Here is a 14450-nt window from a genome sequence, read left to right on the forward strand (position 1 = left end):
GGGCCGCCTTTCAGGTCTTGCCGCTGGCCCATTCCGGCAAGGTCCGAGCTGCCTCCGGCATGCTGCGGATCTCGCGCAATCGCTCGAAGGCCGCCGTCGCCGTCACCGCCGAGAGAATGCCAAAAAGAATCATGCCGGCCTCCTGACCCAGCATCTGCATCAGGCTCGTGGGTGCATAGGCGAGATCGCCGGTGACAGCACCGAGCCCGATCGTCGGCAGCAGCGTCAGGATGAAGAGACCGAGGAAGGACCAGCGATAGCCCTGGGTGAGTTGCCCGCTGCGCTCCAGGCTCTCCACCATGTCGGTGCGCTCGATCATGCAGGCCGGCAGTGCGAGATAGAGCAGAGCAATTGCCATCAGGCCGGGTACCACCAGTGCAGCAAGGCCGAGCAGGACGAGAATGCCGCTGAGAAAGGCGGTGCCGAGTAGGGTCGGAAGCCTCTGCCAGGTTTGCCGCGCTGAAAGAAGCAGGTCGAAATCCTCGCCCTGCAGCAACCGGTACGTGCCGGCGATGGTGGCGCCCTGGGCAAAAACCAGCAGGATCACGGCGACGGGCAGGGTCACCAGATCGGCAAGCGTCGGCGTCTGCGAGACTTCGCCGTTCACCGCCAAGGCGAGGAGGGTCGGCAGGCTCGGCAGACTGTTGAGGAAGGCGATTGGAAAGAGGCCACGCCACAAGCTCTTCACCGCATTCGCAAGAAGAAGGGACAAGCGCAGAGGCGGTCGTTGAGAGGTATGTCTGCTCATGGGCAACTCGATCGAGACTGGCCACACCAATCAATCAGTTATGACCTGTGTGGGCGCCAAGAGGAAGAGCCTGCGTGGTGGTATCATAACGCCCGGAACGCGCTTTGGTCCCCGATGGCTAGGCCTGTATTATGGGACATGCGCGGCGATGCCGGTTCACGGAAATGCGCGCTGCCGTTCAGGCGGGCGCCAATTCGTCGAGCAAAGACCGCGTCGAGCATGGTTCACGCCGGCTTTTTGGTATTTCCTGGGAATCTCACTTTGTCAAAATCCAGAAAAATGAATTTTTTTTGTTAAAGAGAGGTTCTAATCATTGAGTATATTCGAGATAAATTCAAAAAGGAGAGCTCGATGATACGCTAGATATCGATAGATCTTGCAGTTTCAATGGGAGTTTCTGGTTCGTCGATGATGTTTGCTGTGCGCCCCGTGCTGCCTCCGGTCAAAGATGGTTTCGGCGTCACCCGGGGTCGGTATCATGGTGGATGTCCGCCCGGGTATAAGATGACCAGCCATGGAGGCTGCAAACTTAGCCATTATCTGCGTCGCCATCCCGGCCAGAATCCGAACAACTACTATTACGACGATCGACGACCCCGGTTCGGGTTTGGCTTTGGCTATCGCGGCTACCACCACCGTCGCTATTACGGTGATGGCTATTGAACCATTTTCAATCGGCAGGGGCGCCGTTGCGGCGTCTGTTTTCTTTCGGACCTGACGTGGCCTCTTCGGTGCTGCTGCGCCTCGCCGTCGATCGGCGATGGGCCGAGAGCGCCTTTCAGGGTACTGCCGACTGTGTACGATTCGTCTTCTGTATCCGGCATCCTGGCTCTCAACAGGAGGTGAGATCTTCGACACGGGGCCGCGAGATCGCGCTTTGATTCGGATCCGGGCGACGCTTGGAAGACTGGAAAGCGGCCGCCAGCCGCGGCGTTTTCATCGAGGTGGTGAATAGGCGGCGCAAAGCGATCCCGTGGCCACAGAAAATCGACGAGACCTCTTGCAATGCGGGAGCGACTTCAATATGAAGCCCGAACGGAACGGGGCCACCCACTGGAAAGCACTCGTTGGAATTGGACAACATTCCAACCAGGTGATTGACCTAAAAGGCCTATTGTTCGGGGATAGTTCAACGGTAGAACAGCGGACTCTGACTCCGTTAATCTTGGTTCGAATCCAGGTCCCCGAGCCACCTGATTTTACTCGCATTCCTGCTTTGAAATCATCGGATGTCGTTTGATCCTGTGATTTTTCACGGCACTGAATTTAAAGTACGTTCTCGGCCTCCATGTCGTTCTCGGCCTCGTTTTCGACAGGGGCTTCGAGCTTCTTGATTGGTTCATTGCCAATTTTCATCCCTGAAAAGGGAAGGGGCCGGTCTAGGGTCGTCCGAACGTCCGCCACGAAGTGCCGGTCAGTGTCGCGATCTTCGGGATGGTGCATCCGGGATTGCCAGTGCGGCCACAGCCGAGCCTCCGACATGTGATCTTTGAAATGCAAGCGCCGTGGCGCTCTCAGCCGCCGCTGCGCAGTGTATAGTAGAACGACTGTTTGATCAGCGTGCCCCAAACCCTGCCACACCTATGGTTTCCTCAATTTATAGGCAATCTCTGAGCGATTGCGCGCTCCGATCTTGCGCATGATGCGTAGGAGGCTTGCCTTGACCGTGCGTTCTTTCAGGCCGAGCTCAGCGGCAATCTCTTTGTTGGACATCCCTTTGGTGACGTATTCGACGATCTTGATTTGACGGGCAGTTAGAACCGAACCGTCAGCCTCGATCGACGAATTTCTCACTATGTTCCTGCCTTCGGACAATAGCTCAAATGGGAAGTACAACTGCCCGATGATGACCAGCTGAATGATCGATCGCAGCATATCGAAGCTGGCTTGCACTCCAATGAAAGCCTTGGCCCCAGCAATGTAGGCCTGCTTCATGACATCGACATCAGGAATTTCAGAAACAACAATTATGCGGGATCGTGTAGATTTGGAAACGATTGAGGCAATTGCATACCACAAATTGCGATAGAATGAGGTATCTTTCTTCCAGTATATTATAACGATAGGAGAATCGTCCGAATTATCTGGTCTCCAGTCTTCAGCGGCCTGATAGCCTTCTGTCAAAACAGATAATTTCGAATTGATAATATTCCTTACCATGGCATCTCGAACCAGCTTGATCTCACAGATCACGATCGCCCGTGTGATGAGAGGACCTGGGCTGAAGTCTTGCCCTCTAGATGAACCTGGTTGGCTCGAACCAGAAGGATACTCCGGGGATGCTGCATGTCTGATGGCGACATCTTCCCCTGTGCCGCAGCTGAGTATCCGCTGTTTATGGTGACATCGCGGGTTATGCTCGTCCCGGATCTGCATCACCGGCACTCCTACCAGAAATTTTTAACATGAGAACCATTCGATATCTCGAAACAAATTACCAGACGGTCAAAAGTTGTATGTGATGGGTATGTTTTTATCGCGATACTATTTTTCCACGCTACGGAATGCCGTGGTGGATTATTTTAAAAACATGCAGCTATCCTTGCGGAATTATGACGGTGGGCAGGGTGAAACGCGCTGTTCTCGCTACGCAGTTAATTGATTTTCCCTTGACCCCTCGGCAGCGCATGATTGGCGCAGACGCATGCAACCCGCGTCATGAAACCTGCGTGTGGAGCCGCCGGTAGCTGTTCCCCAGCCGCGGCGGCGAGTAGAGATCCGGCACAGCCTACGGTCGGGCCGAGGCGTTTCGAGGGGTACAGAACACGCCCCCGCGCAATTTTAACGGTTGCCAGTACGGTGAAGCAGGGGGATTATTCAGTCCGGGCCTCGTGGACGTCTGCAAGCGCTGTCATTGTGCTTGAGCCGCGCCAAAGGCGTTGTTGGCGAGTACACGAATGGCGTCCGAGACTTCTCCCGAATCCCGCACCAAGGGCCTGGTTACCTGGGGGTTGCGTATCTTGGTGGCGCTGATCTTCCTCACGCCCGCACTGCTCACCCTGTGGGGGCATCGGATCATGGTCCGTCAGTTCGATGCGCTTGGCTTTGCACCCTGGATGCGCGTCACCTTGTCGTCGACGCAGGCTCTTGCCGCATTGCTGGTGCTCGTGCCCGTGGCCAGCCTGGCGGCGGCCGTGCTTCTGCTCTTGATCGACGCAGGCACGCTGATCGCCCAGTTCCTGCTGATCCGCGGCGGCTATGTGCATCTGGCGCTGTTTGCTTTGCCACTGCTCGCGCTGATCAGCCTGCAGAGCGGGCGTTTCGACAGAAAATTAGCCGAACTGGAGAAGTAGCGGCATCAATGCTGATGCCGCCATTAGGCGTTTTGTGATCAGGCCATCTCGTGGTTCCAGGGCGGATCCGCGCCCTCGCGCGAAACCGTGATTGCCGCCGTCCTTGCGGCATAGTCCATGGCTTCCTGGGCAATGGCCTCGTCGAGATTCTTCACGGTGTCGATGGAAACCACGTTGCGGCGCTGCAGGATGGTCAGCAGGCCCGAGGAATAGCTGTCGCCGGCGCCGACCGTATCGGCGACCTTCTCGACCCTGACCACGGGGCTCTTGACGGCAAAACCCCTGCCATAGCCTTCAGCGCCATTGCCACCATCCGTCAGCACGACGAAATGAGCGCTCTTGGCCACCAGGTCCCGCGCCCAGGCGGCGGGATCGATGCCGGGGTAGAGCCAGTTGAGATCGGCTTTGGAGATCTTGATGATCTCGGCGGCTTCCGTCATGCGCTTCATGCGGGCGCGATATTCGACGGCATCATCAACCACGGTCGGCCGGACGTTCGGATCCATGCCGAGCACGCGCTGGCCCTTGCTGGCGAAATAGAGCGTTTCATAGGCCGAGGCGATGGGATCGTTGATGAGGGCGACCGAACCCGTCCAGATCATCGAGACTTCCGGCCCGATCGACGGAGCATCGCGCTCTGGGGAGAATAGACGGTTGGACGAGGCTTCGTCGATGAAGGCATATTCGGGTTCGCCTTCGCCGACGGAGACGAAGGCAAGCATTGACGAGTGCTTCGAGCGGGCGACATAGCGCTGTTTGACCTTCGACTTGGTCAGGGCAGCGGCGAGATCCTCGCCGAAGAAATCGGTGGACAGTGCGGCGCAGAACCCGACATCGCCCTCGAGCCGACCGATGCCGATGGCCGTATTGAACGGGCTGCCGCCGACAGCCGGCCGATAGGCGTTCCGGCCATCAGCGCTTTTGACAGGCAGGAAGTCGATCAGGGCTTCGCCGCAGACAAGAATCATGGGGTCTCCTCACTCCAGAACACCGACTGCCGATTTAACGGCGGCCAGGATGCGACCGCTGCGGGCAAGATCGAGTATGGATTGCATTTCGTGGTGGTACCAGCGGTCGCCGTCAAGGGCCGGTGTGATTTCTGCACGGATCGCTTCGAGCGCCGCCTGCGAGCCCTTGCCGATCGGATAGCCCTTGCTGCGATCGGCAACCAGCGAAAGCGCCTGGGCGGCCATCAGCATTTCGACGGCGACGATCTGTTCGACGTTCTCGACAATGGTACGGGCCTTGCGGGCGCACCAGGTTGAGTTGGAGACGTGATCCTCCGCATTGCTCTTGCCAGGAATCGAGTCGACCGAGCCGGGCGTGGCGAGGCTGCGATTTTCCATCACCAAAGCGGACATCGAGCATTGTACCGTGGCAAAGCCGGTGTTGAGGCCGCGCTCGCCGGCGAGGAGGTTGCGCGGCAGGCCATAGCTCATCACCGGATCGATCAGACGGGCGAGGCGACGCTCGGAAATGGCGCCGAGATCAGTCATCGCGATGGCGAGGAGATCCATGGCCTGGGCGACATAGGCCCCGTGGAAATGGCCGCCCGAGATCGAGACGTAGCTGCCGTCGTCGTTGGCGAACATCAGCGGATTGTCGGTGGCGGAATTCATTTCCACCCCGAGTATGCCGTCAGCATAGGCAAGAGCCTCGAAGACCGGGCCATGGACCTGCGGGGCACAGCGCAGCGAATAGACATCCTGCACGCGCGGCGGCACGGGCTTGGCTGGATCGCGTGTCTCGTCGGGGTACAGGATGGCGCGGGCGCCTTCCGAACAACGCTTGGAATCGCCGGCAATGCGCAGGAGGTTGCGGGCGGTGCGTGCCTGGCCGCGATGCGGGCGTGCTGCGTGTACGCGCGGATCGAAGGCCACCAACTCGCCGCGTAGGGCCTCCAGCGTCAAGGCAAGCGCGATGTCGGCATGTTTGAGGATACGCTTGGCATCCTCCTGGGCGAGGGCCGCGATGGCCAGCGACACGGTGGAGCCATTGATGATGGCCGAGGCTTCCTTGGCCCCCATCTTGTATTCGGGCTCGAAGCCGGCCCGGCGCGCGGCTTCCGGCGCTGGATAGATCTTGCCCTTATATTCGACCTGGACGTCCTCGAAGCCGCGAATGGCGCCAGCGAGATAGGCGAGGGGGGCGAGGTCGCCAGAGGCGCCAACCGAACCCTTGGAAGGGATCACCGGATGCAGGCCGGCATTGAGGAAGCCGACCAGACGATCCATCAGCGGCAGTGTCGCACCCGAATAGGCGGAGGCAAAGGCATTGGCGCGCAGCAGCATGGTGGCCCGCACGATCTCGCGCGCGAAGGGCTCTCCGATGCCGGTGGCATGGGCGCGAATGGTCTGGTCCTGGTAATGCGCCATGTTGGCGATGGGGATGCGCACTTCCTTGAACAGGCCGACGCCGGTGTTGAAGGCGTACATCAGCGGGGCCTGGTCGTTCAGCCAGTTGGCGTCGATATAGTCGCGTGCAGTACCCACCGCGGCGCGGGCCTTGGCCTCGATGCCGGCCTTCTCGAACCGGCCTGCCTTCTGGGAGCGCGCGACACGGACGACCTTAGTACCCGTCATACGTCGTCCGTCTATGGTGACAGTCATGGCCTCCCCCGCATCACGCTCGAACGCGGCGGTCAGCCGGGCCGCAAAGCCCGGAGACCGCTCATCTTCTTGACCTAGCAGAAGCGGATCGAAACGCAACCGGCCAGTCAGCCGCCGGCTGCGAGGCCCGCGGCGAGCGGCGCTGCAGTCTTGTTGGCGAGCCAATCGACCACGGCGTGGATGGCTTCGTCAGCCGTCGCGCCGGCAGCGATGCGCTCTTCATAGACGGCCAATTGTCCATCGGCGCTGGTGCCGTTGCGCAGAATCATCTGTGCTGTTGCCAGCTCTTCACTGCAACCGAGCAGTTCGGCATCTTCCCAGACGAGATCAAGCAGTTCCGTCAGCATATTGGCGGCGCTTCTCGCCTGTCCGCTATTGAGATCAATGAGCGAGCCGTGAATGCCATAGCGTTGCGCCCGCCATTTGTTTTCTTCGACGATGGCTCGCCCAGGTGACGTCAGGCCGCGATTGAGGTCCGGCTTGCGGGCGAGATGCCGCACCAGGCTGCGATAGAGCGCGGTGATGGCGAGAGCGTCTTCCACATTGGTGCAGACATCCGTGATCCGCAGTTCCAGTGTGGGCAGATGGCCGGAGGGCCTTATTGCCCACCACAGGAAACTGGCGTCGTCGATGATGCGATTGCTGATCAGTGTGTCGACATAGGTCTGATAGTCTTCTTCGCTCTGGAAGAGGTCGGGCAGGCCCGAGCGGGGCAACTCGGCATAGATGTTCTGACGGTAGCCCATCAGGCCGGTCCGGCGCGACTGCCAAAAGGGCGAGGAGGTGGAAAGCGCCAGCAGCAGCGGCAGGTAGGGTAGCGCGCGACCCATGAGGTCCACCCGAGACAGGTCCTGGGGAACCTCCACATGCACATGCATCCCGCAGATCATCTTGCGGCGCGCGAGCATCTGCAGGTCACGCGCCACCTTGCCATAGCGCGAGGCCTGGGTGGGGTGCTGCTCGGACCATTCGGCGGAAGGGTGGGTGCCCGCCGCCAGGATGCCGAGATCGTGCTTGAAGGCGAGATCCTGCAAAGCCTGGCGGCACCCCACCAATTGCAGCCTGGCATCATGCATGTTGCGGCAGGGCGTCGTGGCGATCTCGATCTGCGATTGCAGCAATTCGCGCGTGACGTGCTTGCCCAGTGCTTGCCGGGCCTCGTCGAAGAACTGGGGCGACATGGTTTCCTGGACGGCGCCTGTCTGGCGCTGGAACACGAAATACTCCTCCTCGATACCGAAGGTGTAGGGATGCTCCATGCTGTCCTCCGATAGGTGTTGGGCAGTGATCGGTTCCTCGATCCAACCCTCTAACGCAGGTCGCCTGCAGAAGGTCCCCCTGGCAGGTCCAATTCCTCTCGCTGCCGGCAACGGCGGAGCGGCATCCGCTCATGTCCGCCATCAAGGCCGAAAGAAAGGCCGGTGCATTGCTGCACCGGCCCTCGCTCGGCTCTCTCTGGATGGTTTTTGAGTTCTTAGACCGAGTAGTACATCTCGAATTCGACCGGATGCGGCGTCATCTCGAAGCGCATCACTTCCTGCATCTTAAGCTCGATGAAGCTGTTGATGAAGTCGTCGGTGAACACGCCGCCCTTCTTGAGGTATTCGCGGTCCTTGTCGAGGGCGGAAAGGGCTTCGCGCAGCGAGCCGCAGACGGTCGGGATCTTCTTGAGCTCCTTGGGCGGCAGATCATAGAGGTCCTTGTCCATCGCCGGGCCCGGATCGATCTTGTTGAGAATGCCGTCCATGCCGGCCATGAACAGGGCGGCGAAGGCGAGATAGGGGTTCGCGGCCGGATCGGGGAAGCGAACCTCGACGCGCTTGGCCTTCGGGTTGGTGGTGTATGGAATGCGGCAGGAGGCCGAGCGGTTGCGGGCCGAATAGGCCAGCAGCACCGGCGCCTCATAGCCGGGGACCAGGCGCTTGTAGGAATTGGTCGCCGGGTTGGTGAAGGCGTTCAGCGACTTGGCGTGCTTGATGATGCCGCCGATGTAATGGAGGCAGGTCTCGGAGAGGTCGGCATATTTGTTGCCGGCGAACACCGGCTTGCCGTCCTTCCAGATCGACTGGTGCACATGCATGCCCGAGCCATTGTCGCCGAAGACGGGCTTGGGCATGAAGGTTGCCGTCTTGCCATAGGTGTGGGCGACGTTGTGGATGGCGTATTTGTAGATCTGCAGGTGGTCGGCCATCGTCACCAGCGTGCCGAACTTCATGCCGAGCTCATGCTGGGCGGACGCGACCTCGTGGTGATGCTTCTCGACCACGACGCCCATCTGCTGCATGGCAGCCAGCATTTCCGAGCGCATGTCCTGCGCCGAATCGAGCGGGGGAACCGGGAAGTAGCCGCCCTTGGTGTTGATGCGGTGGCCGAGATTGCCGCCCTCATATTCGGTGTCGAAATTCGTCGGCAGTTCGGTCGAGTTCGAGCTTGAAGCCGGTGTTGTAGGGATCGGCCTTGAAGCGGACGTCGTCGAACACGAAGAATTCGGCTTCCGGGCCGAAATAGGCGACGTCGCCGATGCCAGTCGACTTCAGATAGGCTTCGGCGCGCTTGGCGATGCCGCGCGGATCGCGGCTGTAGCCTTCGCCCGTGGACGGCTCGACCACGTCGCAGGTGATCGACATCGTCGCTGCGGAGAAAAAGGGATCCATGGTGGCGGTGGTGGGGTCCGGCATCAGGCACATGTCGGATTCATTGATCGCTTTCCAGCCGGCAATCGAGGAACCGTCGAACATCGTGCCTTCCGTGAAGATCTCCTCATCCACCAGGGATACGTCGAAGGTCACGTGCTGCCACTTGCCACGCGGGTCGGTGAAGCGGAAGTCGACATATTTGACGTCGTTGTCCTTGATCGCCTTCAGGACATCCTTGGCGGTCTTCATCGTGTGCAAACCTTTCGTTCGTTTGGGCACAATCTTTTTGAGGCGCGAGCTGGGCTCGCTGATTGCCAGAGCGTTTTGCGATTGGACGGAATCACCTGAAATTGCAAAGACGCGTCGAAACAAAGAGTTAGAGCAAACAAGCGTTCAGTCACGAACGCGCTTTGCTCTAGATGGCGTCGAGGCCGCTCTCGCCGGTACGGATGCGGATGGCTTCTTCGATGTTGAGGACGAAGATCTTGCCATCGCCGATCCGACCCGTCTGGGCGGCCTTGCGGATGGCGTCGATGGCGCGCTCGACACGCTCGTCCGGCACCACAACCTCGATCTTCACCTTCGGAAGAAAATCGACGACATATTCGGCGCCGCGATAGAGTTCGGTGTGGCCTTTCTGCCGCCCGAATCCCTTTGCTTCCGTCACCGTAATGCCCTGCAGGCCGACCTCCTGCAGCGCTTCCTTCACCTCGTCCAACTTGAAGGGCTTGATGATGGCTTCAATTTTCTTCATGGGGTCTCCTCGATTTCAGCACATAGTGCGCAGAAACCTTCTTGCTGGTAGCAGGTCGCATGCCAAACCGCCAACAGGAAAATTTTCTTTTATCTTCAAGGTGTTGAGGCGTTAGGTGCTGAAAAATGGGCAAGCGGTACCGAAAGACTGCACAATTTTTCGGCGGCCTGCCAATAAAATATGCGGCCTAAGAGGGTAATTTTCGGCACACGACGGCGGGGATCGCATTTTTTCCACCGAATGCGACGAGGTAGCGCATGTCGGTGAAGGTTTGGAGGATGTCTTGATCGAGTTGCTGACCCCGTCCGAAATGGCCGATGCTGATCGCCTCGCCATTGCCGAGGCCATGACCGCCGACCAGTTGCTGGAACGGGCCGGGCGAGCGGTGGCCGACGCTGCGGCAAGGCATCCTTTCAACACACCGATCCTGGTTTTGTGCGGCACGGGCCTGAATGGAGGCGATGGTTTCGTTGCCGCCCGCATCCTGCGCGAAAGAGGCTATCGGGTCCGACTCGGCCTGCTGGGACCTGTGTCGATGCTGGGGGGAGAAGTCGCCTATGCCGCGGAGAAATGGGGACAGCCCGTCGAAGATGCCCTGACATTGTCGCTTCCCAGGGAAGGAATCATCATCGACGCGTTGCTCGGGGCCGGGCTCTCTCGCGACATAGGCGGCCCGCTCGCTACGCTGGTCGAGCGTATCAATGCCTCTGGCCTGCAGGTCATTGCAGTGGACCTGCCGTCCGGCATCGATGGCGCAACCGGCCAGATCCGCGGCGTGGCCGTCAAGGCGCGCGAGACCGTGACCTTCTTCCGGCGCAAGCCTGGGCACCTGCTCCTGCCGGGCAAACTGCATTGCGGCGCCATTCGGGTTGCGGATATCGGCATTGCGGACGACGTGTTGGCAACCATCCGGCCCCGGACGTTCGTCAACAAGCCCGCTTTGTGGCAGCCCTGTTTCCCGCGTTTCGAACCGGCGGGGCATAAATATGCACGGGGGCACCTCGTCGTCCTGTCCGCCGGCATCGAAGGGACGGGGGCGGCACGCCTGGCGGCCAAGGCTGGATTGCGCGCCGGCGCGGGGCTCGTCACGGTCGCCAGCCCTTCCGAGGCCCTCGGCATCCATGCCGCCTCGCTCGATGCCATCATGGTGCGGCGCTGCGATGGCCCGGAAGGCCTCGCCATCATGCTGGAGGATATCAGGCGCAATGCTTTCGTCGTGGGACCGGCGCTGCCGCCGGACGAGGAGACCCGCGCCAAGGTCGACATGGTGCTTACCTCCTCGTGTGCCGTGCTGATCGATGCCGGGGCACTCTCCGCCTTTGCCGCCGAGCGCATTCACTTCATCGCCACGCTGCGGGCCGCGCTCGGGCCGGTCGTTCTCACGCCGCATGAGGGCGAGTTCGCGCGCGTCTTCGACGACATCGCCGGAAAACATGCGGCCAAGCTCGACCGGGCCCGCGCGGCCGCCGAGGCAACCGGCGCGGTGATCGTGCTGAAGGGGGCCGACACCGTGATTGCGGCGCCCGACGGACGGGCCGCCATCAACGCCAATGCGCCGCCGACCCTGGCGACGGCGGGCTCCGGCGACGTGCTCTCGGGCCTGATCGGCGGGCTGCTCGCCCAATCGATGCCAGCCTTCGAAGCCGCCAGCGCCGGGGTCTGGCTGCATGGGGAAGCGGCCAATCTGTTCGGGCCGGGCCTCACCGCCGACGATCTGCCGGCGATGCTGCCCAAGGCACTCGCCGCCCTGTCGTGAAGGGGTCCGGGTCTGATTGTATCGGAGCGACTGGTTCTTTGCTTGGTGAGGCGCGTGTTCCGGTAAAGCGACCTGCAGCAGGAGATCGCAGGTTCCGATTTCGGTGTGACACCCAGGTCACGCACGCTGAGCGATACTGCCGAGACAAGAAAAACATGGCGGTTCCCGGGCATGGAAGAAATCTACGGACTGAGTTTCCTGGTGCTTTTCAGCTTGAGCGCCATCGGCGGGGTGATCCTGCGGAAGCGTCTGCATGAGGAGCATCTCTCTAAGGAGAATATGGAGACGGTGCGGCTGGTGACGGGCCTGCTGGTGTCCTTCGCTGCCCTGATCCTGAGTTTGCAACTCTCCACCTCCCGAGCCAATTTCGATGCGGCCAGCAAGGACCGCTCGACCTATGCGGCGCATTTGGCGAGTCTCGATCAATGCCTGCGCGACCTCTCTCCGCGGATGGAACCGGCGCGGCAACTGCTGCATCGCTACACTGCCGCGGTGATCGCCAGCACCTGGCCCGATGAGCCGGCGCCGCAGGTCAAGACCATGCTCGATACCAAGGACATGCCGCTCAGAGGGGAGGATAAGGTTCTTGCCGGCGTGATGAACCAGATCGGTCTGGCGATCGATTCCTTCGAACCCACGGATAGCGTCAGCAAGAACATCGCCGCGCGATGCCAACTCGACTACCGCGCAGCGCTGACGGGACGCTGGGCTGTCATCGAGGATACGCACGCCCCGTCCGGCGTATTCTTCACTCTGATCATCGCCTTCTGGCTGGCGCTCGTCTTTCTCAGCTTCGGCCTGCAGATCGCGCACCGGCTGTTGAGCAAGGTCGTGCTCGCCATTGGCGTCGTTTGTGTATCGAGCGTCATGTTCGTCATCGTCGACCTGAAGATTCCCTATGGCGGATTCTTCGGCATCTCCAGTGCATCGATGCGCGATGCGCTGGCCGACATGAACCGCGACGAAAGCGTCGGGAGGGGACGTCAGGAGCCCCCTGCACCATGACCAGACGCGGGTGCCGGAGTTCAGATCACTTCGAACCAGGTCACGAGATCCTCTTGGGCAGGGCCGCAGGGGCGGCCATGCAGAAGCCATTTGCCGGAATTGTCCGCCAGGAACACCGTATGGACGGTCTCTCCCGGGCCGATCGCGACCGTGTCGACCCAATAGGGCTGCCACTCATCGTCAAAGGGATGCAGGATGCGCATGGCGTGGCCGTGCACATGCACGACGTGGTCGACGCGCGTCTTGTTCGAGAGTGCCAGATCGACGAGGCTGCCGCGCTTGACCGAGAACAAAGGCCTGTCTGGCAGAATCTGGCCGCCGGCACGGCCGGGCAGGGGCACGGCAACGCGCTTGGCCTTCTGCAGGGCCAAGGCAGCGGGCAGATCGGGACGTGGGAGCGTCAAGGGGGGCAAGGGAGCCGGACGAAGCGGCGCCGCGCCGCTCGCTGCGAGGTGGGCGAGAACGACGACTTCACCATCATGGTCGAGCGCGATGCCGGCCTCGCTCCCCGCTGCGAGCGTGCCGTCGACCGCAATATCGACACGACCACCGGGCGGCAGGTCGATCCGGCCGTGATTGGGAGCAAAGGGCGTGTCGACGGGGTGGCCGTCGATGGCGATGATACTGGCCCCAAAGCCGGCCAGAGCCAGTTTGGCGATGCGCGTCATGGCGACGTTGACGATGCGCAGGCGCAGCCTCTCATTGGGAGCAAGGCTGATCGTTTCGGCCGCTTTCGAATTCACCGTGATGATGGACTTGCCACCGGCGATGTGCGCTGCCGGCAGGATCTGCCCGTCGGGGCCGATATGCCAGTCGTCGATGACGAGAATCAGATCACGGTCGACCTTGGGAGGTTCGTCTTCATCGACGACGAGAACGCCATAGAGCCCGGCCTCGCATTGGGACAGGGACGGCCCGAAAGCGGGCGGATGGTACCAGAAGGTACCGGCATCCGGCGGCGTGAACGCATAATCGAAACCGTCAGCCGGCTTCACCGCCTGTTGCGTCAGCGCAGGGACGCCGTCCATGGCGTTGGCGAGGCGTATGCCATGCCAGTGGATTGTCGAAGGGGCTTCGAGACGGTTGGCGAAGCGCACGGTCACGGCCTGGTTGCGTTTCACGCGCAGAAGGGGCCCCGGGGTCGAGGCATCGAAACATTGCGTCCGGGTCGGTCTCGCGCCGCCCGGCAAGGCGAGTTCGCCGGCGGTCGCCGTCAAGGTCAATCCCGAGGCCGCCGCCGTGGGGCGGGCGAGAGCAAGACTGGTCAGGCTGACACCGAGCCCGGCAAGGAGCTGGCGCCGATTGAGGCTGCCGGTCATCGGTGGGTCCTTCTGGGCTGGATAAGGGTGGATTCCCGCCTGCCGGGGCGGTCGTTCGGGCTCCGGCAATGGCCTTACGGCTGGGCATTGCCGCCGCCTGCGAATCCCGGACTCCAAATATCATGCAGGGGACGGCATTTTTTTGCTGCATCAATTTCATGACATGCTATATGGCGCCACTCGTTTCGCGGAATGCAAGTTCCGCGATAGGGAGCCCTATTTGCGGGCGTGGCGGAACTGGTAGACGCGCTGGATTTAGGTTCCAGTGATGAAAGTCGTGGGGGTTCGAGCCCCTCCGCCCGCACCACGACCGGCCTTGATGGCCTTGAA

General features: G+C 61.0%; 10 protein-coding genes, 2 tRNA genes and 1 pseudogene. 5 read left to right on the forward strand and 8 right to left on the reverse strand.

Annotated features, from left to right (window positions below; all coding sequences use genetic code 11):
* Positions 1 to 10: 10 nt before the first annotated feature.
* Entirely contained in the window at positions 11 to 748 is a 738-nt protein-coding gene (locus ACR9ZN_RS08995; protein WP_481271999.1) for a hypothetical protein, read from the reverse strand.
* Between the two features lie 1118 nt (positions 749 to 1866).
* Between ACR9ZN_RS08995 and ACR9ZN_RS09000 the strand changes: the two genes are divergently transcribed.
* Positions 1867 to 1940, forward strand: a tRNA-Gln gene (locus ACR9ZN_RS09000).
* A 389-nt stretch (positions 1941 to 2329) separates the two neighbouring features.
* Here ACR9ZN_RS09000 and ACR9ZN_RS09005 read toward each other — a convergent pair.
* Positions 2330 to 3124: a helix-turn-helix transcriptional regulator gene (locus ACR9ZN_RS09005; RefSeq protein WP_481272000.1), complete on the reverse strand. Its 795-nt coding sequence runs from the start codon at positions 3122 to 3124 to the stop codon at positions 2330 to 2332.
* 521 nt (positions 3125 to 3645) lie between these two features.
* On the opposite strand from ACR9ZN_RS09005, the gene ACR9ZN_RS09010 reads away from it, so the two are divergent.
* Entirely contained in the window at positions 3646 to 4041 is a 396-nt protein-coding gene (locus ACR9ZN_RS09010; RefSeq protein ID WP_434956122.1) for a hypothetical protein, read from the forward strand.
* A gap of 38 nt (positions 4042 to 4079) precedes the next feature.
* Here ACR9ZN_RS09010 and ACR9ZN_RS09015 read toward each other — a convergent pair whose 3' ends face one another.
* The 5 genes and pseudogenes from ACR9ZN_RS09015 to ACR9ZN_RS09035 all read right to left on the reverse strand — a co-directional run bounded on the left by ACR9ZN_RS09015 (position 4080) and on the right by ACR9ZN_RS09035 (position 10040).
* Entirely contained in the window at positions 4080 to 5009 is a 930-nt protein-coding gene (locus ACR9ZN_RS09015) for a carbohydrate kinase family protein (protein WP_481272001.1), read from the reverse strand.
* 9 nt (positions 5010 to 5018) lie between these two features.
* Entirely contained in the window at positions 5019 to 6623 is a 1605-nt protein-coding gene (locus tag ACR9ZN_RS09020) for an HAL/PAL/TAL family ammonia-lyase (RefSeq protein ID WP_481272002.1), read from the reverse strand.
* A gap of 134 nt (positions 6624 to 6757) precedes the next feature.
* On the reverse strand, positions 6758 to 7909 hold the full coding sequence (locus ACR9ZN_RS09025) for a carboxylate-amine ligase (RefSeq protein ID WP_481272003.1): 1152 nt from the start codon (positions 7907 to 7909) through the stop codon (positions 6758 to 6760).
* A 215-nt stretch (positions 7910 to 8124) separates the two neighbouring features.
* A pseudogene (glnA, locus tag ACR9ZN_RS09030) lies at positions 8125 to 9535 on the reverse strand (type I glutamate--ammonia ligase).
* Positions 9536 to 9701: 166 nt separating this feature from the next.
* Positions 9702 to 10040 (reverse strand): P-II family nitrogen regulator, encoded by a 339-nt coding sequence (locus ACR9ZN_RS09035; protein ID WP_068296275.1) that lies wholly within the window; start codon positions 10038 to 10040, stop codon positions 9702 to 9704.
* A 286-nt stretch (positions 10041 to 10326) separates the two neighbouring features.
* Between ACR9ZN_RS09035 and ACR9ZN_RS09040 the strand changes: the two genes are divergently transcribed.
* Both ACR9ZN_RS09040 and ACR9ZN_RS09045 read left to right on the forward strand, forming a co-directional pair.
* Positions 10327 to 11796 (forward strand): NAD(P)H-hydrate dehydratase, encoded by a 1470-nt coding sequence (locus tag ACR9ZN_RS09040; RefSeq protein WP_481274337.1) that lies wholly within the window; start codon positions 10327 to 10329, stop codon positions 11794 to 11796.
* Between the two features lie 171 nt (positions 11797 to 11967).
* Entirely contained in the window at positions 11968 to 12801 is an 834-nt protein-coding gene (locus tag ACR9ZN_RS09045) for a bestrophin-like domain (protein ID WP_441772448.1), read from the forward strand.
* Positions 12802 to 12821: 20 nt separating this feature from the next.
* Here ACR9ZN_RS09045 and ACR9ZN_RS09050 read toward each other — a convergent pair whose 3' ends face one another.
* Positions 12822 to 14120, reverse strand: a complete 1299-nt coding sequence (locus ACR9ZN_RS09050; protein WP_481272004.1) for a multicopper oxidase family protein — start codon at positions 14118 to 14120, stop codon at positions 12822 to 12824.
* A 222-nt stretch (positions 14121 to 14342) separates the two neighbouring features.
* Between ACR9ZN_RS09050 and ACR9ZN_RS09055 the strand changes: the two genes are divergently transcribed.
* Positions 14343 to 14427 (forward strand) — tRNA-Leu (locus tag ACR9ZN_RS09055).
* Positions 14428 to 14450: the final 23 nt, after the last annotated feature.

It is taken from the genome of Labrys sp. HAY1-8F (assembly GCF_056754975.1).